The following is a 23,846-nucleotide window of genomic DNA, read 5'->3' as shown; positions in this document are numbered from 1 at the left end:
GTCTTGGGTCAGTGCCGCCTGGTCCACGCGGGGGCGGTACCGCACCCCGTCGCGGCCGGGCCGTTCACCAGCGCGTCGCGAACGAAGCGCAGGGCATCGAGGAAGTTCGACTTGCCTGCGGCGTTCAGCCCGAGCAGCACGGTGAACCGGCCGAGAGCCACGTCACAGTGAGCGATGGACTTGTAGTTGTCCACCCGGACACGGGTGATGAACGGCATCGGGCGGTGAGGCGCGGCGGGACTCATGGCGCGATCATTCCTCGATCCCTCGTCCGCTGGCGGTGGACACGTCGATCTGGCCCGTGACGGCGGCGGTGATCAGGGCTTGGCGCCGCTCGGCGAGGACCGCGGATTGGTTTGCCAACAGTCGCTCCATGGCGACTCCTGGCGCTGCAGAGCGATGCAATTCTGCAAGAATTTCTTTTTGTTCAGCAATCGACGGTACAGGCACCATGAAGTCGACCACGTGAGATACGTTGATTTGTTCCTGGGCTGCACCGTATCGAACAGAGTCGACATACGCAGCGCCTAGCGCGCTGTTGAAGTATGCTGCGAGATACTCGGGAAGCAGGGCTTCGCCCTTTTTGAGCACAAGAACTGAGGCGCAATTGGCGCCGTTAAGTTCACCGGTTACGACTGCCGCTCGGCCTGGGTCTCCTGCGCGGACCACGACAACGTCACCCTCGAATAGCTGGGAACGCCAAAGTTTCCGACTGTCCAGTAGTGAAATGCGCTTAACGCCCTCAAGGTGAAACTTCTCCGGGAGGATATTCGCACCCCGAAGAAAGGGGACTCCTTCGTCTGAGAAATATGACGAAGGGTCAACTACCACCCCTACGCCGATCCGCGGAACTAGTCGCCTAAGGGGATTCACCTTCCATTCATCCGGCAAGTCGCCAAGCATCGGGTGGATGTATCTTCCCCCGGGTTTGTGCCCACCTCGAAGGGTTAGTGCCCTGTGCGCAGACCTGCGTTCGCTTAGAACTGTACGCATACGTTGAGCAGTTGTAATCATTTTGTCCATGCGGGCAGTCTCGGCGTCGAGGAAGTCGGCGATGCGACGCTGCTCGTCCACGGGCGGCACGGGAAGACAGATTTCGCGTGCTACCTCCAGATTGATCCGGGACCGCGTCGACCCTCGGGTCGAGGCTGAAACTTGGTCTGCGACGGTTGAAGATCCGAGTGCCCATGCAGCGAACCGATGCGTGAGTCGGTTCTCATCGAGTCGAACTCTGTAGCAATCCGCCTTAACGATGGCGGGCCCTAGGTAGTCTGGTGCAATACAGGCACGCCCGACGGGATGTCGTTCATCGCCGAGCCCTGCAATGAGCAAATCTCCAGCCTTGACTTCATGGCGTCGCAACTCGTGAAAGTAGTCCATCGGGATGAACGCTGCATCGGAGTTCCTGAAGTGAGCCGATCCAATATTTCCGAGGCGAATGACACGTGCGCCTTCATCAGAATAATGGCTACTCGTCAGAGAACTTCCGAAGGGCCCATCGGTCATCTCGTGGACGAAACGCCGAAGCGGAAACTGCGGGTAGGCGTAAGGTGCCCTGTTGCTCATTCCGTGACCTCCCCCAGCAGCGCCTGAATCTCGCCCTCAAGCGCCTTCAGCTCTGCGTCGATCTCCTCCAACGGCCGCGGCGGCTTGTACACGTAGAAATGCCGCGTGAACGGGATCTCGTATCCGATCTTCGTCTTGCTGTGGTCGATCCACGCGTCCGGAACGTGCGGCAGAACCTCCCGCCGCAGGTACTCCTCCACGTCCTCCTCCAGCGGCACGTTCTCGTAGTCCCGCAGCTCAGGGTCCGGTTCCGGCTGGCCCTTGATGCGCTGAACCTCGCCTTCCGGGTCTCGAACGCCGACCGCCTCCCGCAGGGCCTTGCCGAACGGCGCGCCCGACGGCCACATCAGGCCGGCCGCGACGACCGCGTCCTTCAGGTCGATCCACGCGTCGGACTTCGTCGTCCAGGACTTGCCGACCAGCGGGCGCAGCGCCTCCGCGAACTCCTCGACGTTCGTGGCCCGTGTGATCGGCTTGGACGCGGTGATTGCCGTCAGCGTCTCCTCCGTCACCTCGAAGCGGAGCTTCAACGGCCGTTCGACGGTGATCCGGTGATACCCGAAGTCCTCGTTACGGAAGACCTTGATCTTCCCGGCCTGGTCGGCCAGGTCGTGGCCGCCGCCTTTCTCCGCCGCGTCAACGACAGCCAGCGCCTCCGTGTAGAGCCGCGTGATCTCGGAGATGTGCTGCTCGCCCAATTCCTTGCGCTTGTCGCCGAGCGACTTCCGCATCTTGCGCCAGTAGTCGCGCGCGTCCAGCAGGACGACTTTGCCGCGCCGGTCCCTGGCCTTGCGGTTGCTGAGCACCCAGAAGTACGTGGAGATGCCGGTGTTGTAGAAGAGTTGGTCGGGGAGGGCGACGATGCCCTCCAGCCAGTCGTTCTCCAGGATCCACTGCCGGATCCTGGACTCACCCGACTCCGCCGCCCCCGTGAACAGCGGGGAGCCGTTGAAGACGATCGCGATCCGGCTGCCGCCCGACCCCGCGGCGTCCACCGGCTTCATCTTCGAGATCATGTGCTGGAGGAAGAGCAGCGAGCCGTCGTTGATGCGCGGTAGTCCGGCCCCGAACCGCCCGCTCTCACCGAGGCGTTCGTGCTCCTCCTCGACCGCGTCCTTGACCTTCTTCCACTCCACGCCGAACGGCGGGTTGGCCAGCAGATAGTCGAAGGTGGCTCCGGCGTGGCCGTCGTCGCTGAACGAGTTGCCGAACTTGATGTTCTCCGGGTCCTGACCCTTGATCATCATGTCCGACCGGCAGATGGCCCAGGACTCGGCGTTGAGTTCCTGGCCGAAGACCTTGACCGTGGCGTCCGGGTTGAGGGCCGTGATGTGCTCCTCGGCCGCGCTGAGCATGCCGCCGGTCCCGCAGGCCGGGTCCATGACCGTGCGAACCGTGCCGGGGAGGGCAAGCGCGTCGCTGTCCGGTGCGACGAGCAAGTTGACCATCAGCCGGATGACTTCCCGCGGCGTGAAGTGCTCACCGGCCGTCTCGTTGGACTGCTCGGCGAAGCGCCGGATCAGCTCCTCGAAGGTGTAGCCCATCTGGTGGTTGGTGACGATCTCGACCGGCTTGCCGTCCTCGCCGAGCACGAGATTGCCGTCTTCGTCCCTCTTCACCGGCCGCAGGTCGAGGTCGGCGAACCGTCCGACCACCTGGTACAGCAGGTTAGCCGCGTCCAGCCGCTTGATCTGCTGGGCGAAGTCGTACCGCTCCAGGACTTCCCGCGCGTTGGGGGAGAAGGCGCCGTAGTACTCGTTGAGGTACTTCGCCGCGTGCGAGGGGTCGCCCCCGATGGCCTTCAGTGTGTAGGTGCTGGTGTTGTAGAAGCTGTGGCCGGACGCCTTGCGCAGGAAGCGGTCGGGGTTGATGTCCTGGTCCTGGTAGCGGGCGGCGACTTCCAGGACCTTGTCCTTGGTCGGAGCGAGGACACACTCCAGGCGCCGCAGCACGGTGAACGGCAGGATCACCTTGCCGTAGTCGGACTGCTTGTAGTCGCCGCGCAGGAGATCGGCGACCGCCCACGCGTGGTTCGCCAGTTCCGTGTGCTTACTGCTGTTCAACAGAGTCCTTCCGGTGTTCGCCGTCCCAGCGGGACGGCGACGTCAAGTCTTGCCGTTCGCGGTGCCGGGCCGCAGGTTTCACGCCGATCCGTGACCGTCCGGCAACAGGGCGCCGCCGGTGAGTCCGGTGCCGAGGAGACGTGTGACCTCCTCGGCGGCCCGGTCGGCACGGCGGGCGGCAGTGCGCAGTTCGTGAAGGCGGCGGAAGGCGGCGCCGTAGCGCTGCTGCTCGGCGAGCGGGAGCAAGGGAACGCGTAGGCGTCGCGGGTCCACCCGGACGAGGGATGTGCCGGTGGCGGCGGCGTTGACATTCGGCTCCGCCGCGAGGAACCCGGCGAGGAACCACGGGTCGAGCCGGCGCCGGTCCGGGCGGAAGAGTAGTAGGTGAGGCCCTAGGAAGCAGCCTGTCTCGCCCGGCTCGACGACCCGGGCCACGGCCGTGCGTCCCACGCGGAGGATCTCCGTGAGCAGCACGTCACTTGCCTGGACCAGGGGGAGGGCGACGCCGGTGGGAAGGTCCGCTTCCGTTCCGGAGGCAGGCCGGTTTTCGAAGACGTCGGCAGCCGTGAGCGCCGGTCGTGCGCCGGGTTCTGGTTCGGGCCGAGGCTGCGGTTGGCCGCTACGGGTCCGGCGGCCCGGGGGCGCGGTGTGGAGAAGACTGAGAGCACCGCCGCGCAGAAGGTCCGCAACTGTTGCGGTGCGCCAGTCGCGGGGCCGGTCGTCGGCCGGCGGCCAGTCGCCGTCGGTGCTGAGGCCGACCAGGTCTGTTGCCTCTTCACGGAGTTGGTCATACAGCTCCGATGCCTGCCGGGCCAGCAGGGCGGGGCGGAGGGCTTGCCTGGAAGCCGTTCGGATGTGGCGGGCCGGGGTCAGGTCCACGGCCTCGTCCAGGAGGTCGGTGACCGGCATGGCGGCGGCGATGCCCGGGGCTCCCGTGAAGCCGTCCTGGTCGGCGAGGTAGGGCCGCCACGCCGAGAGCACGGTGTCGTTGACGGCGTCCCAGTCGAGATCTCGGATCTCGGCGGCGGTATCGACGAGCAGGACCGTACCCGGGGCTTCAGCCTGCGGATCGGGCCGTTCGAGTACCCACAGGTGCAGGCCGATGTGGAGCGGGGTTGCCGCGCCCTGGGGAAGCGAGACGACCGCGCGGAGGGCTCCGTCGCGTACGAGCTGAGCCCGGATACGCCGGCCGGCGGTGCGCTCTGCCACGGCGGGGGGCATGAGCAGTACGGCACGGCCGCGGGGGGTGAGGTGGGCCAGGCAGTGCTGGACCCAGGCGAGTTCGGGCTCGCCCTTGGGAGGCACGCCGTAGGCCCAGCGTTGGTCGTACGCCAGATCGTCGTGCCCCCAATCACGGACTCCGTACGGGGGATTGCACAGGACGGCGTCCGCGGTGAGGCCCTTGAAGGCGTCGGAGCGCAGACTGTCCCCCGTACGTACGGAGATCGCCGCCTCGGGGGCGTTCAGCCGGAGCCGCACGGCGGCCTGGGCGGCCTGGGCGACCAGCACGTCCTGGCCGTGCAGTTCGCTCGCGCCCGCGGTTGCCGCCGCGGCAAGCAGCGATCCGGTACCGCACGCGGGGTCGAGAACGCTCGCGGGGGAAGCACCCGCGCTGTCGGCCAGGAGTCGGGCCATGAGGTCGGCCAAGGGGCGCGGCGTGAGGTAGGTGCCGGTGCCCCCCGTGTCCTCCAGCAGGCGTTCGGCCAGGACATCCGTCGCAGCCTCGGCGCCATCCGTGACGACGCACTGAAACAAAGCCCTCAGCGGCCCGGCCGCCTCGGGGGCGTATGCGGCGTCCTCGGTTCCCGGGATGTCCTGGGCTCCGTCGTCCGCAGCTGACCGGACCCATCGCAGCAGTGCGTCGTCACGCAGTTCGGGAAGGGCTTCGCGCTCTCTCCTGTCCAGCCGGGCAGCCTCGAGCACCACAGGGAGCAGGCGCAGGGCCAGTTCGCCGTCGCCGGGGTGGGTGCGTAGCGCGGTGCGAAGCCGGTCCGCCGGTGTGTCCTCGGGGAGTTGGCCACGGGCGGAGAGCCAGGCGCGTACGGCGTCGAGGTCGTAGGTCGGGCTGGTGTCCGTGCCTCCCGCAGGGGCGGGGAAGTCCGGATGCCGACGACGCCAGTTGCTCACTGTGGCGCGGGTGACTCCGGCTAGCCGCGAGATGTCGGCGGCGGTCACGAGGGCACTGGCCTGCTGGTTCATGGGCTCCTGCCGGGTGACGTGGGGGCGCGCGTGCTGGACGGCTTCACTCTATACCGACATCTAACCGATGTGAACTGTTTGACGGCGCTTTCAATCTTCATTTGACAGTGCTTTCAGTTGCCGCTCTACTGGTTGTGCTTTCAGTTGGCGCCCCGGCTTCCCCGGGTCTCCCGGGCTTCCCCCTGCCCACAACACGTCGATTCGAATGGAGCGGCACCATGGCCACCAACACTTCCGGCACGTCCAAGCGCACCCTGTACCGGCTCACGGGTATCGCTCCCACGGTCGACGCGATGTTCGACGTCCTCGACCCGGCTCGGCTCGAAGCCGTTGACGCGGAACTGCACTTGCCGGAGGAGTGGTTGGGTGTTCCGGCACTGCTGGTCACCGGCAGCTTCGAGCAGCCGGTCGCGAGCTGGTGCGGCGAGATCAACCGCACGACCGGGTGCGAGGTGTCGCGGCCCGTGAACCGGTCGGCCGGGCTGCTGATGCTCGCGGTCGACGGAGAGGTGTACGCCACCGGCTATGACCAGGGCTTCCGCCTGGTGCCCGACCGGGTCAAGGACCGGCGGTTCGGGCTGAGTTTCGTGATCCGCAGGGTGGACCCCGCCCAGATCCGGGACATGGTTTCCCATACGCCGGGCGGCGGCCGGACCGACATCACTCTCGTGCCCGGCGGCGCTCCGGTCTGGAGCCTGGGTGTCCAGGAGCACGCGCAGATCGTGCGGCGTCTGGGCGGTCGGCTGGACGGGATCCAGCTGACGATCGCTCAGGACGACCGTACGAAGATCTCCAGTGTCGAAGGCGGTACCGGGCTGCGGATGCGCCTCGGTATCGACGCTCCGGACCTGGTCGCGGACATCCGGGCCATCGCCTGTGTCCTTCGGGACGAGGCCCCGGCTCCGGAACTGGAGTTCGTCGAGCACATCGTCTCGGTCAAGGACGCCGACCTCGTCACGCGGCTGGAGGAGCGGCTCGACGACATGCTGGGCGAGGTACCGGACGGACGTATCGCAGTCGCCGTCCCGTCCGATCACTGGGACGACTACGGCGCCGCCCAGGCATTCGCCACCAAGGTGCACAGCCTGGAGGCACGCCTCACCGATGACTTCAGCCTGGAGTACGTCCTCAACCGGGCCCGCGTGCAGCGGCCCGGAACGCGCTTCGCCGCGCTCCGGGATGGCACGGTCACCCTCTACGCGCACACCCGGGCGGAGAAGGGTGATGTCATCTGGACGGCGAGCGTGCTGCGGTGGATCGAGGCACAGGTGACGCTCGGCGCCCGCCGGTTCTTCCTGCTGGACGGGCAGTGGTACGAGATCGGTGAGGCGTACCTGGAGGCGATCCGTTCGCAGGTGGAGCGGCTCATCACCGGGACGCCCTCGGTCGACCTTCCGGCCTGGGTGCTCGGGGACAAGGAGCGGGACTACAACGAGTCGGTGCCCGACCTGCGGCCCGGGTACGTCTGCTTCGACCGTGACAACGTCCGGACCGCGCTGCACCGGGGCAACGGCGTGGAGATCTGCGACCTGCTGAGCCCGGACGACGTCCTGGTCATGGTGAAGCGGGCCAAGGGCTCCGACGCGCTGAGCCATCTGTTCGGTCAGGCCGTGGTCGCCGTTCAGACCCTGCTGCACTCGCCGGAGGCCATGGACGGGTTCGCCCGGAAGGTGGCCGCGGCCCGGCCTGGCCGGGCCTTGCCGGACGGCTTCCGACCGTCGAAGGTCGTATTCGCGATCTTGCTGAAGAGCGGAACCGACCTCACCGCCGACACGCTGTTCCCGTTCTCCCAGGTCACCCTCGTGCAGACGGCCAAGATCCTTGAGGCCTGGGGCGTCGAAGTCGAGGTCATCGGGATCCAGGCCACAGCGGTGCCTCCGAGCGGGGCGGGAATCCGCCACCTGGCCGCGTAGCGGGGGCCTCAACACACATCTAACCTCGCGCTTTCGCGCGCCCAGCAGACTGGAGCTCTTGATGACGTAGTTGATCTTCGGGCGTAAGCTCGTTGCCGCCTGGCGGTGGAAGTCCGGTCCGGGTAGCTGCCAGGAGGCCCGGTAGCAGACGCCGGGGAGTCCCTCACGGCTGCATCTCCAGGATCTTCGCCGCTTCCATGGCCTTCGCTTGCCGACCACTACCGCACGAAGCTCATGCGCGCGATGCGCGACGGCGAGGAGTTGGATATGGAGTCGGGCCTTCCGGCCTCAATGGAAGAGAAGAAGTCGGCCGTGTCGTGGTACGCCTTCGCTCTCAGGTATCTCCCCATGAAATGGCCCCATTCCGCCCCCAACACGCGGGACGGCATCAACGAATCCCTTTTACCAGCGTGACGCTGGAACTCCTCGACGAGCGCTCCGGACGGCCGGCGTGCCCGTGGTCGTCGCCTCGTGGGTCTGTTCGCCGCCATGTACTTCGGCGGCCTCCGGCCGGCAGAAGCGGTCGGCCTCGTCGAGACGGACCTGAATCTTTCCGAGCAAGGTTGGGGTTCGGCGCTGCTCCACCGGACCCGTCCGTCCGTCGGCAAGCAGTGGACCGACTCGGGGGAGACCCACGACGACCGCGGATTGAAGAACCGGCCGACCGAGGAGGTCCCGCGGTTGCCCATCCCGCCCCACCTCGTCGCCGTGCTGCGCGAGCACCTGGCCACCTTCGGCACGGCGGACGACGGGCGGCTGTTCTTCTGCGAGAAGGGCTCGGTCGTCCCGTCCTCGACCTACTACAGCGTGTGGCAGGAGGCCCGGCTCCTCGCCCTTCCGCCCGCCGTGGCGGCCTCGCCGCTCGCGAGTCGGCCGTACGACCTTCGGCACTCGGCGCTGTCGACGTGGCTCAACGCCGGTGTCGACCCGACCGAGGTGGCCGAGCGCGCCGGCAACAGTGTCGAGGTCCTGCTGACCCGCTATACGAAGTGCTCCGACGGACGGCAGGACGTCGCCAACCGGCGCATCGAGGACCTGCTTCGCGAATACGAGTGATCGTGCGGGACCTGGTGCCTCATACTCCCAGCGCGGACCCATCCAACGAAGACATAGCAGCCTCGGGGGCGGTCACGCGCCTTCACTCGCTGGATGCTGAAAACTTTCCCCAAAGCCTATTGACTCGGTGCATATCCTGCTTAATCTGGTTGATAGGCCATAACACCGAAAGAGTTGCAAAGTCGATGAGGACGTCTAGTCGGCGGAGTGACTTGGACAGGATGTGGTTCAGGCCCCCGGCAAGCCGGCGCGATACCGGAGTGAAGTGACGACTGAAGCTCCAGGACACGTGCAGCACTACCGGGGACTGTTTTTTGCCCTCGAAGCCTTCGCACGGCCGGGTCGCGGTGCGAAGGCTGTGCCATGCCCCCGAAGCCGCCCGTCTGGTTCCCCTGCTGCGGGCGGCTCGTGCCGTAGGTGTGCAGAGATCGAGGTCGGCGGCGGCACACGGCAGGCGCCCCGGGGTTGCTGGACGACACCGGCCCGGTGCCGGCAGCGGAATTCGAACCCGCCTCACCGGCTCGAGAGGCGAAGCGGCCGCAGCCTGTGGTGCACGCCCAGGGCGGTAGCGCGGGCGGCCACGCCGGGTCATTGGGCTTCCTGGGCTGACCACCAGGTCACCATGCGTGCGCCCCTTTCAGGGCGTCCCGAGTGTCCGCCCCCTTGAGCTCTCCGGGCCGTCCTCTTCCTGAGGCTCACCTGGGACAACGCCTCAAGATCCCGTCCACGCCTCGTCCACGGACCCCGTCATACGGCTGCTTCGAGCGGCACACGGCTGCGCATACGCGAAGACCCCGCTCTCAGCTAAAGCGCTGATGGCGGGGTCTTTGGGCACCTCATACAAGGTGCCCCCGGCAGGATTCGAACCTGCGCACACGGCTCCGGAGGCCGTTGCTCTATCCCCTGAGCTACGGGGGCGACACGTCGCGTTTCGTGGCGACGGGTAGAACCCTACCAGCTCCGGAGGGGTGTCCATGAACAGGGTTTTGCCGGTGCAGGGGGCTCCTTTCGGGTGCCCGTGGGGTGGCGCGGACGGCCGTGCCGAGGGGAGGCCGTTGGCGCCACGGGGGGCCGGCGGGGCGGCGGCTCAGTCGTCGTGGTTTGTCACTCCAGCCCCACCAGCAAAGTGGCTCAAAATCTCGTCAATGGCTTGGCAACGGTCCCCCGCACGTGGCGGAAGTGGGCAAAACCCGGACGCAGCCGGAGCCGTCGACCTACTCTCGGGGTGTGCCTGGCTCGTACGGTCGGGTCCTTGTCGTCGACGACAACAAGGTCATCCGACAGCTGATCAGGGTCAATCTCGAGCTTGAGGGGTTCGAGGTCGTGACCGCGGCCGATGGTGCCGAGTGTCTGGACATCGTCCACCGCGTGTGCCCCGACGTGATCACCCTCGATGTCGTCATGCCCCGGCTCGACGGTATGCGGACGGCCGCCCGGCTGGACTCCGATCCAGGCACCCGTCACATCCCGGTGGCGATCATCAGTGCCTGCACCCAGCAGGAGGTGGACCGGGGGCAGACCCTGGGGGTGAACGCCTTTCTGCCCAAGCCCTTCGAGCCCGTCGAGCTCGTACGGCTGGTACGGCGGCTGGCCGGTCAGGGGGACCCCGGCGGCCACGGTGGCCGACTGTCCGGGCCCAGTCCCGCCGACGGTCCGGAGCCGGCCGTCCGCCCCGCCGGGTGAATCACCGCGCGGACCGGGCGGCGATGCCCACCGTGCGGTGAACCCTGAATTCCCACCGTGCGGTGAACCCTGGCACTCCGCGGTGAACCCACGGCTGTGATTCCCACCGTGCGGCAAATACCGGTTCGCGGACCCACCCCCCTCCTCCCATACGCTTGTCCCGTGACCCCCGCCGACCTCTCCCGCACCGTGCTCCGCACCGTGCGCTGTGCCGTCGAGGCCGGTGAGCTGCATGCTCCCGTGCCGACGCGCGCGGTGGTCCAGCGCCCGCCCCGCCCCGGCTGCGGGGACTACGCCACCAACATCGCCCTTCAGCTGGCCGGGCCCGCGGGCCACCCGCCTCGTCGGATCGCCGAGATTCTGCGTCCACGCCTCGCCCAGGCCCCCGGTGTCGACCGGGTCGAGATCGCCGGCCCCGGCTTCCTCAACATCACCCTGGACGACGACTCGCACAGCGGTCTCGTACGGACGGTGCTCAGCCGAGGCCGCTCGTACGGGTCCGGGGACACGCTCGCCGGGCAGGTCGTCGAGCTGACCTTCCCCCGCGAAACCCGTGCCGCCGTCACCGCCGACGCCCTCGCCCGCATCCTCCGCACCCAGGGCGCCGCTCGTGTCACCATCCGGTGCCAGGGTGAGCCGGACCCCGACTGGGCCGAGCTCGCTCCGGGCACGGGTTCTCGCGCCTACACCGCGCAGAGCGAGAGCACGAGCGAGAGCACCGCGCAGGGCGCGAACACCGCGCAGCGCGCGAACACCGCCCAGGGCGTGTACACCGCGCAGAGCAGGACCGTACGCCCCGTTGCCGACCTTCGCCCCGTTCCCGTCCGGGTACCCGCCGCCGAGCTCCTGCGCCGTCTCGGTCCCGACGCCGCCCGGTGGGCCCTCCTGCGTCCGGCCGCTCACGACCACCCCCGTACCGACCCGGACGAGCTCCTCGCCCAGCGCGAGTCGAACCCCCTCTTCCGTGTCCAATACGCCCATGCCCGCGCCTGCGCGCTCCTCCGCAACGCCGCCGACCTGGGAGTCCTCGCTCCGGCATCGGCTGACCGCGGCGTTTCAGCGGACGCGGGACGTGCGGCTGCCCCTAGCCATCCGGCCGATACGGGACCTGCGGCCGCGCCCCGACAGCCAGTTGACACAGGAACCCCGGCCGCCCCCGCCCCTCCTGTGGACACGGGACGCCAGGCCGAGCCCCGCCATGCCCCGGACCCAGGGCAGCCCGGCCACCCCACGCCCGCCCCGGCCAATCTGCTCGCCGTGGTCCGGGAGCACGCCGCCCCGGGCGACTCGCTCGCCGCGGTCCGGGAACACGCAACCCCGGGCGACTCGCTCGCCGCGGTCCGGGAACACGCAACCCCGGGCGACTCGTTCGCCGTCGTCCGCGCGCATGCCGCCCCGGCCGACTCGCTCGCCGCTGTCTGCGAGCATCCCGCCGCGGCAGATCTGCTCGCCGCGGTCCGGGAGTACCCCGCCGTTCTCGCCTCCGCCGCCCGGCTGAAGGCTCCCGACCGAGTCGCCCGGCACCTCGAAGTGACGGCCGACGCCTTCTTCCGCTTTCACGACACCTGTTCGGTCCTGCCCCGCGGTGACGAGAAACCCGAGGCCGCCCACCGGGCCCGCGTCGCCCTCGCCGAGGCGGCCGGGACAGTGCTCGCAGGCGGCCTGCACCTGCTCGGCATCACCGCACCCGTACACCTCTGAGGAGATCAGAGCCCGTGATCAGCCCCGGAGGCCCACCGCGTGAGAAGCACCCCCGTGAGAACCACCCGTAAGACCCCCCCGTGAGAACCACGTGATCAACACCATGATCAGCCCCCTGACGAGCCCCACGACAAGCCGCGTGACCGAACGAAGTGAGACCGCCATGAACCGGTGCGCCCCAGGCGGACGCCCTGACCAGCGAATCGAGGCCCGCGCATGAGCCGCTCCGCCCACCCCGCAGGCCCCCGCTACGCCGACGTCATTCCCGAGGGCCACTACACCGCTCCGCCCGCCGACCTCAACGAGCTCGACCCACGCGTCTGGTCCCGTACGGTCACCCGCGACGCCGAGGGCGTGGCCACCGTGGGCGGCCTCGACGTCAAGCGGCTCGCCGAGGAGTTCGGGACCCCCGCCTTCTTCCTCGACGAGGACGACTTCCGTGCCCGCTGCCGTGCCTGGCGCGAGGCGTTCGGGGACGGCGCCGACGTCTTCTACGCCGGCAAGGCGTTCCTCTCACGCGCCGTCGTCCGCTGGCTCAACGAAGAGGGCCTCCACCTCGATGTGTGCTCCGGCGGCGAGCTGGCCACCGCGCTCGCGGCCGGGATGCCCGCCGAGCGCATCGCGCTGCACGGCAACAACAAGTCCACGGGGGAGATCGAGCGCGCGGTCCGCGAGGGCGTCGGGCGCATCGTTCTCGACTCCTTCCAGGAGATCGTGCGGGTCGCCCATATCGCCGAGAAGCTCGGTAAGCGCCAGCGCGTCCAGATCCGGGTCACCGTCGGCGTCGAAGCCCACACCCACGAATTCATCGCGACCGCGCACGAGGACCAGAAGTTCGGCCTTCCGCTCGCGGGCGGCCAGGCGGCCGAGGCCGTACGCCGCGTGCTCAAGCTCGAACACCTCGAACTCGTCGGTATTCATTCCCACATCGGATCGCAGATTTTCGATACCTCCGGATTCGAGGTGGCGGCCCACCGTGTCGTCGGACTGCTGAAGGAGGTCCGTGACGAGCATGGCGTCCAGCTTCCCGAGATCGACCTCGGCGGCGGCCTCGGCATCGCCTACACCGCCGAGGACGACCCCCGCGAGCCGCACGAGATCGCCAAGGCCCTCGGCGAGATCGTCACCCGTGAGTGCGAGAACGCCGGCCTCGCCGTCCCCCGGATCTCCGTCGAACCCGGCCGCGCGATCGTCGGCCCCACCGCGTTCACCCTCTACGAGGTCGGTACGGTCAAGCCGCTGCAAGGCCTGCGGACCTACGTCAGTGTGGACGGCGGTATGTCCGACAACATCCGCACAGCCCTCTACGACGCCGAGTACAGCGTCGCCCTGGTCTCCCGCGTCTCCACCGCCGAGCCGATGCTCTCCCGCGTCGTCGGCAAGCACTGTGAGTCCGGCGACGTCGTCGTACGGGATGCGTTCCTCCCGGCCGACCTGGCGCCGGGGGACCTGATCGCGGTGCCCGCGACCGGCGCCTACTGTCGCTCCATGGCGAGCAACTACAACCACGCGCTGCGCCCGCCGGTGGTCGCGGTCAGGGACGGCGAGGCGCGGGTGATCGTCCGCCGGGAGACGGAGGAGGATCTGCTCCGCCTCGACGTCGGATAGCCGCGGGCCGGTGCCGGGCCGAAGTCGGACCAAGGCCGGGCCGAAGTCGGACCAAAGCCGTGCCAAAGTCGGACCAAGGCAGGACCGAAGCCGGACCGAAGCCGGACGGACGTGCCCGACGCCGGACGGACATGGGAGAGACATCGCAGAGACGTCGGACAATTGAGATCTTGAGATCCCTTCTCGCAATGGTGAGAAGGGCATCTCGAATTCTGGAACGGGGATAGAAAGTCCCGTCCGGTGAGTGAGACTGGTGCAACACCACGATGTATGAGAAACGAGGTCGGATGATGCGTACGCGTCCGCTGAAGGTGGCGCTGCTGGGCTGTGGAGTGGTCGGCTCAGAGGTGGCGCGCATCATGACGACGCACGCGGACGACCTCGCGGCCCGGATCGGCGCCCCCGTCGAACTGGCCGGAATCGCCGTACGCCGCCCCGGCCGGGTCCGGGAGGGCGTTCCCTCCGAGCTGGTCACCACGGACGCCATGGCACTGGTCAAACGGGGTGACATCGATGTGGTCATCGAGGTCATCGGCGGCATCGAACCCGCCCGGTCCCTGATCACCACGGCTTTCGAGCACGGCGCCAGCGTGGTCAGCGCCAACAAGGCGCTGCTGGCCGAGGAGGGCGCGGCCCTGCACGCCGCGGCCGAGCAGCGGGGCACGGACCTCTACTACGAGGCCGCCGTCGCGGGCGCCATCCCGCTGGTGCGGCCGCTGCGCGAGTCCCTCGCGGGCGACAAGGTCAACCGCGTCCTGGGCATCGTCAACGGCACCACCAACTTCATCCTCGACAGGATGGACACCGGTGGTGCCGGCTACAGCGAGGCGCTCAACGAGGCCACCGCCCTGGGGTACGCCGAGGCCGACCCGACGGCCGATGTCGAGGGCTTCGACGCCGCCGCGAAGGCCGCGATCCTGGCCGGTATCGCGTTCCACACCCGCGTCACCATCGAGGACGTGCACCGCGAGGGCATCACCGAGGTCACCGCGGCCGACATCGCCTCGGCCAAGCGCATGGGCTGTACGGTCAAGCTGCTCGCCATCTGCGAGCGCGCCACCGACGGCCGGTCGGTGACCGCGCGTGTGCACCCCGCGATGATCCCGCTCAGCCACCCGCTCGCCTCCGTCCGCGAGGCGTACAACGCGGTCTTCATCGAGGCCGAGGCCGCCGGTCAGCTGATGTTCTACGGACCGGGGGCGGGCGGCTCGCCCACCGCCTCCGCGGTCCTCGGCGATCTGGTCGCCGTCTGCCGGAACAAGGTGAACGAGGCGACCGGCCCCGGCGAGTCCGCGTACACGCGACTGCCGGTGAGCTCGATGGGCGAGGTCGTCACGCGATACCACATCAGCCTCGACGTCGCCGATAAATCCGGCGTCCTGGCTCAGGTCGCCAATGTCTTCGCCGAGCACGGGGTGTCCATCGACACGGTCCGTCAGCAGGGGAAGGACGGCGAGGCATCGCTCGTGGTCGTCACCCACCGGGCGCCCGACGCCGCCCTGGCGGCCACTGTCGAGGCGCTGCGCCGGTTGGACACCGTGCGCGACGTCGCGAGCATCATGCGGGTTGAAGGGGAGTAAGGAACCATGTCTGCAATCGTCGACCGGCCCACCGGCACCCATCAGTGGCGCGGCATCATCGAGGAGTACCGCGACCGCCTGCCCGTGACCGACGGGACCCAGGTCGTCACCCTCCGCGAGGGCGGGACTCCGCTCGTGCCCGCGCAGGTGCTCTCCGAGCGCACCGGCTGCGAGGTCCACCTCAAGGTCGAGGGCGCCAATCCGACCGGGTCCTTCAAGGACCGGGGCATGACGATGGCCATCACCCGGGCGAAGGAGGAGGGGGCCAAGGCCGTCATCTGCGCCTCCACCGGCAACACCTCCGCCTCGGCGGCCGCGTACGCCGTACGGGCCGGGATGGTCTGCGCCGTCCTCGTCCCGCAGGGGAAGATCGCGCTGGGCAAGATGGGCCAGGCGCTGGTGTACGGCTCGCGCATCCTCCAGGTCGACGGCAACTTCGACGACTGTCTGAACCTGGCCCGCGCTCTGTCGGACAAGTACCCGGTCGCGCTGGTCAACTCGGTCAACCCGTACCGCATCGAGGGCCAGAAGACCGCCGCCTTCGAGATCGTCGACGCGCTCGGCGACGCCCCCGACATCCATGTCCTGCCGGTCGGCAACGCGGGCAACATCACCGCGTACTGGCGGGGCTACCAGGAGTACGCGAAGGACGGCGTCGCCTCCCGCCGGCCGCGGATGTTCGGGTTCCAGGCCTCCGGCTCGGCTCCGATCGTACGGGGCGAGCCGGTGAAGGACCCGCACACCATCGCCACCGCGATCCGGATCGGGAACCCCGCGTCCTGGACGTTCGCCGAGCAGGCCCGCGACGAGTCGGGTGGACTCATCGATGCGGTGACGGACCGTCAAATCCTCGCGGCCTACCGGCTGCTCGCCTCGCAGGAGGGCGTCTTCGTCGAGCCCGCGTCGGCCGCGAGCGTCGCGGGACTGCTGAAGGCCGCGGAGGAGGGCAAGGTCGACCCGGGCCAGCGGATCGTCTGTACGGTCACCGGCAACGGCCTCAAGGACCCGGACTGGGCGGTGGCGGGCGCGCCGCAGCCCGTGACCGTACCGGTGGACGCGGACGCGGCAGCCGAGCGGCTCGGTCTCCTCTGATCCGGCTGACGGGCCGAACGGTTGACGGGATGACGGGATGACTGGTCGGCCGGTTTCCCGGCCGGTCGGCCGGCCGCCCCCGGCCCCCTGCCCCGGCGGAACGGTCTTCCGGCACCGGGTTCCCGGCTCGCCGGAAGCGGCAGAGACAGCCGGCCCCGGCCGGCCCGATCTGGCTTGATCTCCCCGGTACAACCGGGGAGAAACGCCTCAACGAAGCACAGGACGGGGTGCGACACGCATCGTGCGCCTCCTGTGCGCCCTATGTCGCGGCAGAACCTTCCTTCGATAGGCTGGTACGCGAAACCCCGCCCTGCCGTAGCTTGCCCGCCACATATTGCGCGGCCGCCGGGCCCTGGCGGGGTCCCCCGGGGTTCCACAGGGCGAAGCCCGGGGAGGAAGCCCGGGGAAATTCCCACGTTCCACATCAAGGAGAGTCATCGAGCGATGGCCGGTCCCGCTTTCCGAGCCGCCGCCGTCCGGGTGCGCGTTCCCGCCACCAGCGCCAACCTCGGCCCGGGCTTCGACGCCTTCGGCCTCAGCCTGGGCCTGTACGACGACGTGGTCGTCCGGGTCGCCGACGCAGGTCTGCACATCGACATCGCCGGTGAGGGCGCCGAGACACTGCCCCGGGACGAGAGCCATCTGCTCGTACGGTCGCTGCGCACCGCGTTCGACCTGCTCGGCGGGCAGCCGCGGGGTCTCGAGGTCGTCTGCGCCAACCGCATTCCGCACGGCCGCGGCCTCGGCTCCTCCTCCGCCGCCATCTGCGCGGGCATCGTCGCCGCCCGCGCGGTGACCATAGGCGGCGCCGAGCGGCTCGACGACACGGCTCTGCTGGAGCTGGCCACCGAGATCGAGGGCCACCCCGACAACGTCGCCGCGTGTCTGCTCGGCGGTTTCACCCTGGCCTGGACCGACGCGGGAGCGGCGCGCGCCATCAGACTGGCGCCTTCAGAGTCCATCGTTCCGGTGGTCTTCGTGCCGTCGAAGCCGGTGCTGACCGAGACCGCGCGCGGGCTTCTGCCGCGTACGGTCCCCCATGTGGACGCCGCGGCGAACGCGGGCCGGGCGGCGCTGCTCGTCGAGGCGCTGACCAGGCGGCCCGAGCTGCTGCTGGCGGCCACCGAGGACCGGCTTCACCAGGAGTACCGTGCTCCGGCGATGCCCGAGAGCGTGGCTCTCGTCAACCGACTGCGCGCGGACTCGGTCCCCGCGGTCATCTCCGGTGCGGGCCCGACGGTGCTCGCACTGGCCGAGGACAGTGCCGCCGACAAGGTGGCACAGCTGGCGGGCGAGGGATGGGCGGCCAACCGTCTGACCCTCGACGCGGCGGGCGCCAGTGTGCTGCCGCTCGCCGGAAAGAACGGCCACCAGGGAAGCAACAAAACCCCTGGTGGCGCAGCCGAGGGCCGTACCCCCGGGTGAACTGCACGATTGCCGGACTTGGAGAGGGGGAATGTTTGTTGGATCCGGTAGTGTTAACCTCAAGTCTGCACTCGACACCTTCGCGGTGCGGTGCTCCGTGTCCCCTTTTGGGACCACCCTTCTTCCGGGAGCCTCCCAAACTGCCTGAGCAGCCTGCCTGAGCAGATTCGAGTTCGCTCCGGAGTCGGCGCGATGCGCCGGAACCATCAAATGATCTCTCCGCCGTACTGGCGGACCACCGCCCCGGCCGGTCCGCAACCCAAGGACCGCAGCCGGACAGCACAACCGGTCGCCGAGCCAGACAGGCCGACGCCCGCTCCAGGGAAGGACCCTTCGTGAGCGACACCACCGATCTGATGGGCGTGACTGCCGACAACTCCGTCGGCGCTGCCTCCGCGCCCGCCACGGACGCTCCTGCCGCGCCTGCCACCGGTGCTGCCACTGGTACTGCCTCGCGGCGACGCCGCTCCGGCACCGGCCTCGAGGGCATGGTTCTGGCCGAGCTGCAGCAGGTCGCGTCCGGCCTCGGCATCAAGGGCACCGCGCGGATGCGCAAGAGCCAGTTGATCGAGGTCATCAAGGAGAAGCAGGCCGGGGGCGCCTCCCAGGCCGCAGGCTCCGGGGGAGGCTCGGCCCCGGCCAAGAGCGCCGACGCCCCCGCCGATTCCCCGGCCTCCGGCGCCGAGGCCAAGCCGAAGCGCCGTACCACCTCCAAGGCCCGTACGGGCGAGACGGAGGGCACCGACACAACGGCCGAGAAGGCCTCGGCCCAGCAGCAGATCGAGATTCCGGGTCAGCCGGCCAGCGATGAACAGCCCGCGGGCGAGGGACGTCGCCGGCGCCGCGCCACGGCACAGGCCGGCAGTCCCGACACCGCCGAGTCCGGCACCGACACCAAGGTCGAGACCAGGGTCGAGACGAAGGCCGAGGCCAAGACCGACGCCAAGGCCGAGACCGCGGCCGACACGGCCGAAGGCCGGGGCAAGGGCGGCGACCGCCAGGACCGCGGCCAGGGCGGCCAGGGCCAGAAGGGCGACCGCCGTGAGCGTGGCGGCGGCCAGCGCGATCGCCGCGGCAAGGGCGACGACGGCCAGCAGGGCGGCGGCAACCGCCAGCAGCGGGACAACCGCGGCGGCGGACAGGACGACGACGAGTTCGAGGGCGGACGGCGTGGCCGCCGTGGCCGCTACCGTGACCGCCGCGGCCGCCGTGGCCGCGACGACTTCGGCAACGAGCCGCAGGTCTCCGAGGACGACGTTCTGATCCCGGTCGCGGGCATCCTGGACATCCTCGACAACTACGCGTTCATCCGGACCTCCGGCTACCTCCCGGGCCCGAACGATGTGTACGTCTCGCTCGCCCAGGTCCGTAAGAACGGCCTGCGCAAGGGTGACCACGTCACCGGCGCGGTCCGCCAGCCGAAGGAAGGCGAGCGCCGCGAGAAGTTCAACGCCCTCGTCCGCCTCGACTCGGTCAACGGCATGGCGCCCGAAACCGGCCGCGGACGGCCGGAGTTCGGCAAGCTGACCCCGCTGTACCCGCAGGAGCGGCTGCGTCTGGAGAACGAGCCGGGCCAGCTGACGACCCGGATCATCGACATGGTCGCGCCGATCGGCAAGGGCCAGCGTGGTCTGATCGTCTCGCCGCCGAAGGCCGGCAAGACCATGATCATGCAGTCGATCGCCAACGCGATCACGCACAACAACCCCGAGTGCCACCTCATGGTCGTCCTCGTCGACGAGCGGCCCGAAGAGGTCACCGACATGCAGCGGTCGGTCAAGGGCGAGGTCATCTCCTCGACCTTCGACCGCCCCGCCGAGGACCACACCACCGTCGCGGAGCTGGCCATCGAGCGCGCGAAGCGTCTGGTGGAGCTGGGTCACGACGTGGTCGTGCTGCTGGACTCCATCACCCGTCTGGGCCGCGCGTACAACCTCGCGGCTCCCGCCTCCGGCCGCATCCTGTCCGGTGGTGTCGACTCGACCGCGCTCTACCCGCCGAAGCGCTTCTTCGGTGCCGCGCGGAACATCGAGGACGGTGGCTCGCTGACCATCCTGGCCACCGCGCTGGTCGAGACCGGCTCGCGGATGGACGAGGTGATCTTCGAGGAGTTCAAGGGCACCGGCAACATGGAGCTCAAGCTCGACCGGAAGCTCGCCGACAAGCGCATCTTCCCGGCGGTGGACGTGGACGCGTCCGGCACCCGTAAGGAAGAGATCCTGCTCGGCGGCGAAGAGCTGGGCGTCGTCTGGAAGCTGCGCCGGGTGCTGCACGCGCTCGACTCCCAGCAGGCCATCGAACTGCTCCTGGACAAGATGAAGCAGACCAAGAGCAACGCCGAGTTCCTGCTGCAGATCCAGAAGACCACTCCGGGGATGAGCAACGGCAACGACTGAGCCGCACTCCTTCCCCGGGCGTGGCCCGGGACCACCACGAGGGCCTTCCCGTCACCCCGGTGACGGGAAGGCCCTCGTGCTTGCGCCTGTGCGTTCGCGCTCGCCCCAGGCGGTTGGCTCCGCCACTGACCGCGTGGAGCCCTGTCGTCGGCACACCGCGTCGCATGCCCCTTCGCGCTGCCGCGGGTGCGCCCGGGCCCATGTCCCTTCTCTCCGCCACTCCTTGTCCCGCTGCGGGTCGGTGAGAGACGAGTACCCGTCTCGGTCGTGGCGGGCGGTACGGACGCCGCCTCCGCCGGAGGCACCCCCGGCCCCGGCTCCTCGGACTCCGACTCCCCACCGACCGGCGTGAGTTCATGGGGTACGGAAGCCGGACGCCCGTGGTGCGCGGCAGCGGGGCAGCGGTCTTTCCGCTCCCGGCACCCGTCGGAACGCGTACGGGGCGTCGTACAACGCCTTGACTGCCCCCCGGCGGCATGACCGGCGACATCAGGGCCGGCTCCCCCGCCCGTACGACCGCGGAACGCCGCCCTCCATCAGGGCAGTGGCAAGGCTCCCCCGGTATCGCCCTTTGGGGGATCAACCGAGATGTTCGCCACACGCGTCAAGATCGGCACTGGCTGAAACCAGCACCACGTCCGTGGCCGAAACCGCAGGTGGGAGCGGTGTGACGCCTGAGGGCCCCCATGCCGTTCTCACAGTTCGTCCGAAAAGGCGCTCAGGGCCGCCGTGCAACCCTCGTGCGGGAGCCGTCGTCCTGACAGATGACGACATTCCACGCCTGACCATGTCGGCAGGGGGTAGCCGGACAGCCGGAACGCATCGCGAGGACTGAGGAGCAGATGGCCGACGACAACACGGGCGCCGGGAGTTCGCGGCCGGGCCGAATACGCGCCACGGGCCGGCACCCCAAGGCGCCCGGTGCCCGTCGCAAGGCGCTGACGGTCGGCGCCTGGTCGGCCGCCGGACTGGTGCTCCTCGGCGGTGCGGGGCTCGGTGTCGCCTACTTCCAGCTCAACGGCAACCTCAAGGGCGTCGACATCAACTCGGCCCTGGGCACCGACCGCCCGCGCAACGTCGACAACGGCTCGATGGACATCCTGCTCATGGGCTCGGACTCCCGGAAGGGCGTCAACGGCAAGTACGGGGACGACGACGGCGGTGCCCGCGCGGACACCGCGATGGTCCTCCACGTGTACGAGGGTCACCGGAAGGCGAGCGTCGTCAGCATCCCGCGCGACACCGTGGTCAGCCGCCCGGAGTGCAGGAAGACCGGCGGCGGCACCTCCCCGGCCGTCCAGCGCGCGGTGTTCAACGAGTCGTACGCGATCGGTGGCGCGGCCTGCTCGGTGAAGACCGTCGAGAAGATGTCCGGCATCCGCATGGACCACTACCTCGAGGTCGACTTCACCGGCTTCAAGAAGCTCATCGACAAGCTGGGCGGGGTGCCCGTCACCACCGGCGAGGCGATCAAGGACAGGAGCAGCCGGCTGGATCTGAAGCCCGGCAGGCACACCCTGTCCGGCGAGCAGGCCCTCGGCCTCGTACGGACCCGCCACGCGGTCGGGGACGGCAGCGACCTCAGCCGGATCCAGCTCCAGCAGGCCTTCGTCAAGGCACTGATCACCCAGGTCAAGAACGTCGATCTGTTCGGCGATCCCGGCAAGCTCTACGGCCTCGCGGACACCGCCACGCGGACCGTGACCACCGACTCCGACCTGTCCTCCGTGAACGAGCTGCTCAGCTTCACCAGGGGCCTCAAGAGCATCGGCTCGGAGGACATGCGGCTGGTGACGCTGCCGGTCGTCTACGACAAGGCCGACCCGAACCGCGTCGTACCGCTGGAGAAGCAGGGCCGGCAGGTGTGGAACGCCCTGCATCAGGACCGGCCGATTCCGCAGTCCGCGACCAAGGGGGCCGCGGGTGCCCCGTCCGACGCCTCCGACGTGGTCAAGAGCTCCTGACCGTCCCCCCGGGGCATCACCGGCGGGCCCGGGGGCGGCGGGAATGCATTCCGGCCGCCCCCGGTTTTGGGAGATACGGCCAGTGCTGGCAGACTGGTACGTCGGCCCCGGTTCACGCACAGGCATCCCGCCGTACGACCCGGAGCCCTCCCGAACCTAGGAGAATCCCTTGAAGCGCGACATCCACCCGGAGTACGTGGAGACCCAGGTCAGCTGCACCTGTGGAGCCTCGTTCACCACCCGTAGCACCGTTTCCGAAGGCGCCATCCGCGCCGACGTGTGCTCCGAGTGCCACCCGTTCTACACGGGCAAGCAGAAGATCCTCGACACCGGTGGCCGTGTGGCCCGCTTCGAGGCCCGCTTCGGCAAGGCCGCCGGGTCCGCCAAGAAGTAGCGACCCGCAGGCGCCGGTCCTCGGTCGCCCCGCCCAGGGGTGACCGGACCGGCGCTTTGTCGTCCCGCAGGATCCCGTACGCGCACCCTGTGCAACCAGCCCTTCACTCAAGGAACGAGTCCCGATGTTCGAGGCGGTCGAGGAACTGATCGGCGAACACGCCGATCTGGAGAAGAAGCTCGCCGACCCCACGGTCCACGCCGACCAGGCGAACGCGCGCAGGCTCAACAAGCGTTACGCCGAGCTGACCCCGATCGTGGGCACGTACCGCTCCTGGAAGCAGACCGGTGACGACATCGAGACGGCCCGCGAATTCGCCGCGGCCGAGCCGGACTTCGCCGCCGAGGTCAAGGAGCTGGAACAGCGGCGCGAGGAGCTGACCGACAAGCTGCGGCTGCTGCTCGTCCCGCGCGACCCCAGCGACGACAAGGACGTCATCCTCGAGATCAAGGCGGGCGAGGGCGGCGACGAGTCCGCGCTCTTCGCCGGCGATCTGCTGCGGATGTATCTGCGCTACGCCGAGCGCAACAACTGGAAGACCGAGATCATCGAGGCCAACGAGTCGGACCTCGGCGGCTACAAGGACGTCCAGGTCGCGGTGAAGCTGAAGGGCAACGCCTCCGCCGAGCCCGGTCAGGGCGTCTGGGCCCGGCTCAAGTACGAGGGCGGGGTGCACCGGGTCCAGCGGGTGCCCGCCACCGAGTCCCAGGGCCGGATCCACACCTCCGCCGCGGGTGTCCTCGTCCTCCCCGAGGCCGAGGACGTCGACGTCGAGATCAGCCCCAACGACCTGCGGATCGACGTCTACCGCTCCTCCGGGCCCGGCGGCCAGTCGGTCAACACCACCGACTCCGCGGTGCGCATCACCCACCTCCCCACCGGTGTCGTCGCCTCCTGCCAGAACGAGAAGAGCCAGCTCCAGAACAAGGAGCAGGCGCTCCGTATCCTGCGTGCCCGGCTGCTGGCCGTCGCCCAGGAGGAGGCGGAGAAGGAGGCCGCGGACGCCCGGCGCAGCCAGGTCCGCACCGTCGACCGGTCCGAGCGCATCCGGACGTACAACTACCCCGAGAACCGGATCTCCGACCACCGTGTGGGCTTCAAGGCGTACAACCTGGACCAGGTGCTCGACGGCGAGCTGGACCCGGTGATCCAGGCCTGTGTCGACGCGGACTCCGCCGCCAAACTGGCCGCCGCCCAGTAGGCGGT

The 23,846-nt window shown here is 69.1% G+C and carries 16 protein-coding genes, 1 tRNA gene and 1 pseudogene; 12 read left to right on the top strand and 6 right to left on the bottom strand.

Annotated features, from left to right (window positions below):
• Positions 1 to 8: 8 nt before the first annotated feature.
• From ACTWQE_RS04400 to ACTWQE_RS04380, 5 genes and pseudogenes are all read right to left on the bottom strand, one after another.
• Entirely contained in the window at positions 9 to 245 is a 237-nt protein-coding gene (locus ACTWQE_RS04400) for an AAA family ATPase (protein ID WP_443327457.1), read from the bottom strand.
• Positions 246 to 252: 7 nt separating this feature from the next.
• Positions 253 to 669: a hypothetical protein gene (locus ACTWQE_RS04395; RefSeq protein ID WP_443327521.1), complete on the bottom strand. Its 417-nt coding sequence runs from the start codon at positions 667 to 669 to the stop codon at positions 253 to 255.
• Between the two features lie 378 nt (positions 670 to 1,047).
• A pseudogene (locus tag ACTWQE_RS04390) lies at positions 1,048 to 1,380 on the bottom strand (restriction endonuclease subunit S); the annotation flags it as partial.
• 182 nt (positions 1,381 to 1,562) lie between these two features.
• Complete coding sequence (locus tag ACTWQE_RS04385) at positions 1,563 to 3,629, bottom strand: type I restriction-modification system subunit M (protein WP_443327456.1); 2,067 nt, start codon at positions 3,627 to 3,629, stop codon at positions 1,563 to 1,565.
• 78 nt (positions 3,630 to 3,707) lie between these two features.
• Positions 3,708 to 5,828, bottom strand: coding sequence for an N-6 DNA methylase (locus tag ACTWQE_RS04380; RefSeq protein ID WP_443327455.1), 2,121 nt, complete (start codon positions 5,826 to 5,828; stop codon positions 3,708 to 3,710).
• A 218-nt stretch (positions 5,829 to 6,046) separates the two neighbouring features.
• Here ACTWQE_RS04380 and ACTWQE_RS04375 point away from each other — a divergent pair, with 218 nt between their 5' ends.
• A complete protein-coding gene (locus ACTWQE_RS04375; RefSeq protein WP_443327454.1) occupies positions 6,047 to 7,741 on the top strand; it encodes a TIGR04141 family sporadically distributed protein in 1,695 nt (564 codons plus the stop codon).
• 471 nt (positions 7,742 to 8,212) lie between these two features.
• Positions 8,213 to 8,797 (top strand): hypothetical protein, encoded by a 585-nt coding sequence (locus tag ACTWQE_RS04370; protein WP_443327453.1) that lies wholly within the window; start codon positions 8,213 to 8,215, stop codon positions 8,795 to 8,797.
• An 846-nt stretch (positions 8,798 to 9,643) separates the two neighbouring features.
• Here ACTWQE_RS04370 and ACTWQE_RS04365 read toward each other — a convergent pair.
• Positions 9,644 to 9,715: transfer RNA gene (locus ACTWQE_RS04365), tRNA-Arg, on the bottom strand.
• Between the two features lie 261 nt (positions 9,716 to 9,976).
• Between ACTWQE_RS04365 and ACTWQE_RS04360 the strand changes: the two genes are divergently transcribed.
• The 10 genes from ACTWQE_RS04360 to prfA all read left to right on the top strand — a co-directional run bounded on the left by ACTWQE_RS04360 (position 9,977) and on the right by prfA (position 23,841).
• Positions 9,977 to 10,480 (top strand): response regulator, encoded by a 504-nt coding sequence (locus ACTWQE_RS04360; protein WP_443327452.1) that lies wholly within the window; start codon positions 9,977 to 9,979, stop codon positions 10,478 to 10,480.
• Positions 10,481 to 10,642: 162 nt separating this feature from the next.
• The gene (gene nrtL, locus ACTWQE_RS04355) at positions 10,643 to 12,181 is read left to right on the top strand and encodes an ArgS-related anticodon-binding protein NrtL (protein WP_443327451.1); all 1,539 of its coding nucleotides are present in this window, start codon (positions 10,643 to 10,645) and stop codon (positions 12,179 to 12,181) included.
• A gap of 216 nt (positions 12,182 to 12,397) precedes the next feature.
• Positions 12,398 to 13,789 carry a diaminopimelate decarboxylase gene (gene lysA, locus ACTWQE_RS04350; RefSeq protein WP_443327450.1) on the top strand — a complete coding sequence of 464 codons (1,392 nt, stop codon included), beginning with the start codon at positions 12,398 to 12,400 and terminating at the stop codon, positions 13,787 to 13,789.
• Between the two features lie 287 nt (positions 13,790 to 14,076).
• Positions 14,077 to 15,369: a homoserine dehydrogenase gene (locus ACTWQE_RS04345; RefSeq protein WP_443327449.1), complete on the top strand. Its 1,293-nt coding sequence runs from the start codon at positions 14,077 to 14,079 to the stop codon at positions 15,367 to 15,369.
• Positions 15,370 to 15,375: 6 nt separating this feature from the next.
• On the top strand, positions 15,376 to 16,461 hold the full coding sequence (gene thrC, locus ACTWQE_RS04340; RefSeq protein ID WP_443327448.1) for a threonine synthase: 1,086 nt from the start codon (positions 15,376 to 15,378) through the stop codon (positions 16,459 to 16,461).
• Positions 16,462 to 16,905: 444 nt separating this feature from the next.
• Positions 16,906 to 17,886 (top strand): homoserine kinase, encoded by a 981-nt coding sequence (gene thrB, locus ACTWQE_RS04335; RefSeq protein ID WP_443327447.1) that lies wholly within the window; start codon positions 16,906 to 16,908, stop codon positions 17,884 to 17,886.
• Between the two features lie 335 nt (positions 17,887 to 18,221).
• Positions 18,222 to 20,282 (top strand): transcription termination factor Rho, encoded by a 2,061-nt coding sequence (gene rho / locus ACTWQE_RS04330; protein ID WP_443327446.1) that lies wholly within the window; start codon positions 18,222 to 18,224, stop codon positions 20,280 to 20,282.
• Positions 20,283 to 21,124: 842 nt separating this feature from the next.
• A complete protein-coding gene (locus ACTWQE_RS04325) occupies positions 21,125 to 22,246 on the top strand; it encodes an LCP family protein (RefSeq protein ID WP_443327445.1) in 1,122 nt (373 codons plus the stop codon).
• Between the two features lie 169 nt (positions 22,247 to 22,415).
• Positions 22,416 to 22,640 (top strand): 50S ribosomal protein L31, encoded by a 225-nt coding sequence (rpmE, locus tag ACTWQE_RS04320; protein WP_443327444.1) that lies wholly within the window; start codon positions 22,416 to 22,418, stop codon positions 22,638 to 22,640.
• A 124-nt stretch (positions 22,641 to 22,764) separates the two neighbouring features.
• On the top strand, positions 22,765 to 23,841 hold the full coding sequence (gene prfA / locus ACTWQE_RS04315; protein ID WP_443327443.1) for a peptide chain release factor 1: 1,077 nt from the start codon (positions 22,765 to 22,767) through the stop codon (positions 23,839 to 23,841).
• The last annotated feature ends 5 nt before the right edge of the window (positions 23,842 to 23,846 follow it).

Origin of the sequence: Streptomyces sp. 8N706 (assembly GCF_052245415.1) — a bacterium.
In the GTDB taxonomy this organism is placed as follows: domain Bacteria; phylum Actinomycetota; class Actinomycetes; order Streptomycetales; family Streptomycetaceae; genus Streptomyces.
The sequence above is the reverse complement of the archived record's forward strand: the minus strand, read 5'-3'. Positions and strand labels throughout refer to the sequence as shown.

Bases quoted from the DNA above. Each gene is read 5' to 3' on its own strand.
- ACTWQE_RS04400 (WP_443327457.1), bottom strand. From the start codon at position 245: ATGAGTCCCGCCGCGCCTCACCGCCCGATGCCGTTCATCACCCGTGTC.
- ACTWQE_RS04380 (WP_443327455.1), bottom strand. From the start codon at position 5,828: ATGAACCAGCAGGCCAGTGCCCTCGTGACCGCCGCCGACATCTCGCGG.
- ACTWQE_RS04375 (WP_443327454.1), top strand. From the start codon at position 6,047: ATGGCCACCAACACTTCCGGCACGTCCAAGCGCACCCTGTACCGGCTC.
- lysA (WP_443327450.1), top strand. From the start codon at position 12,398: ATGAGCCGCTCCGCCCACCCCGCAGGCCCCCGCTACGCCGACGTCATT.
- ACTWQE_RS04345 (WP_443327449.1), top strand. From the start codon at position 14,077: ATGATGCGTACGCGTCCGCTGAAGGTGGCGCTGCTGGGCTGTGGAGTG.
- thrC (WP_443327448.1), top strand. From the start codon at position 15,376: ATGTCTGCAATCGTCGACCGGCCCACCGGCACCCATCAGTGGCGCGGC.
- thrB (WP_443327447.1), top strand. From the start codon at position 16,906: ATGGCCGGTCCCGCTTTCCGAGCCGCCGCCGTCCGGGTGCGCGTTCCC.
- ACTWQE_RS04325 (WP_443327445.1), top strand. From the start codon at position 21,125: ATGGCCGACGACAACACGGGCGCCGGGAGTTCGCGGCCGGGCCGAATA.
- prfA (WP_443327443.1), top strand. From the start codon at position 22,765: ATGTTCGAGGCGGTCGAGGAACTGATCGGCGAACACGCCGATCTGGAG.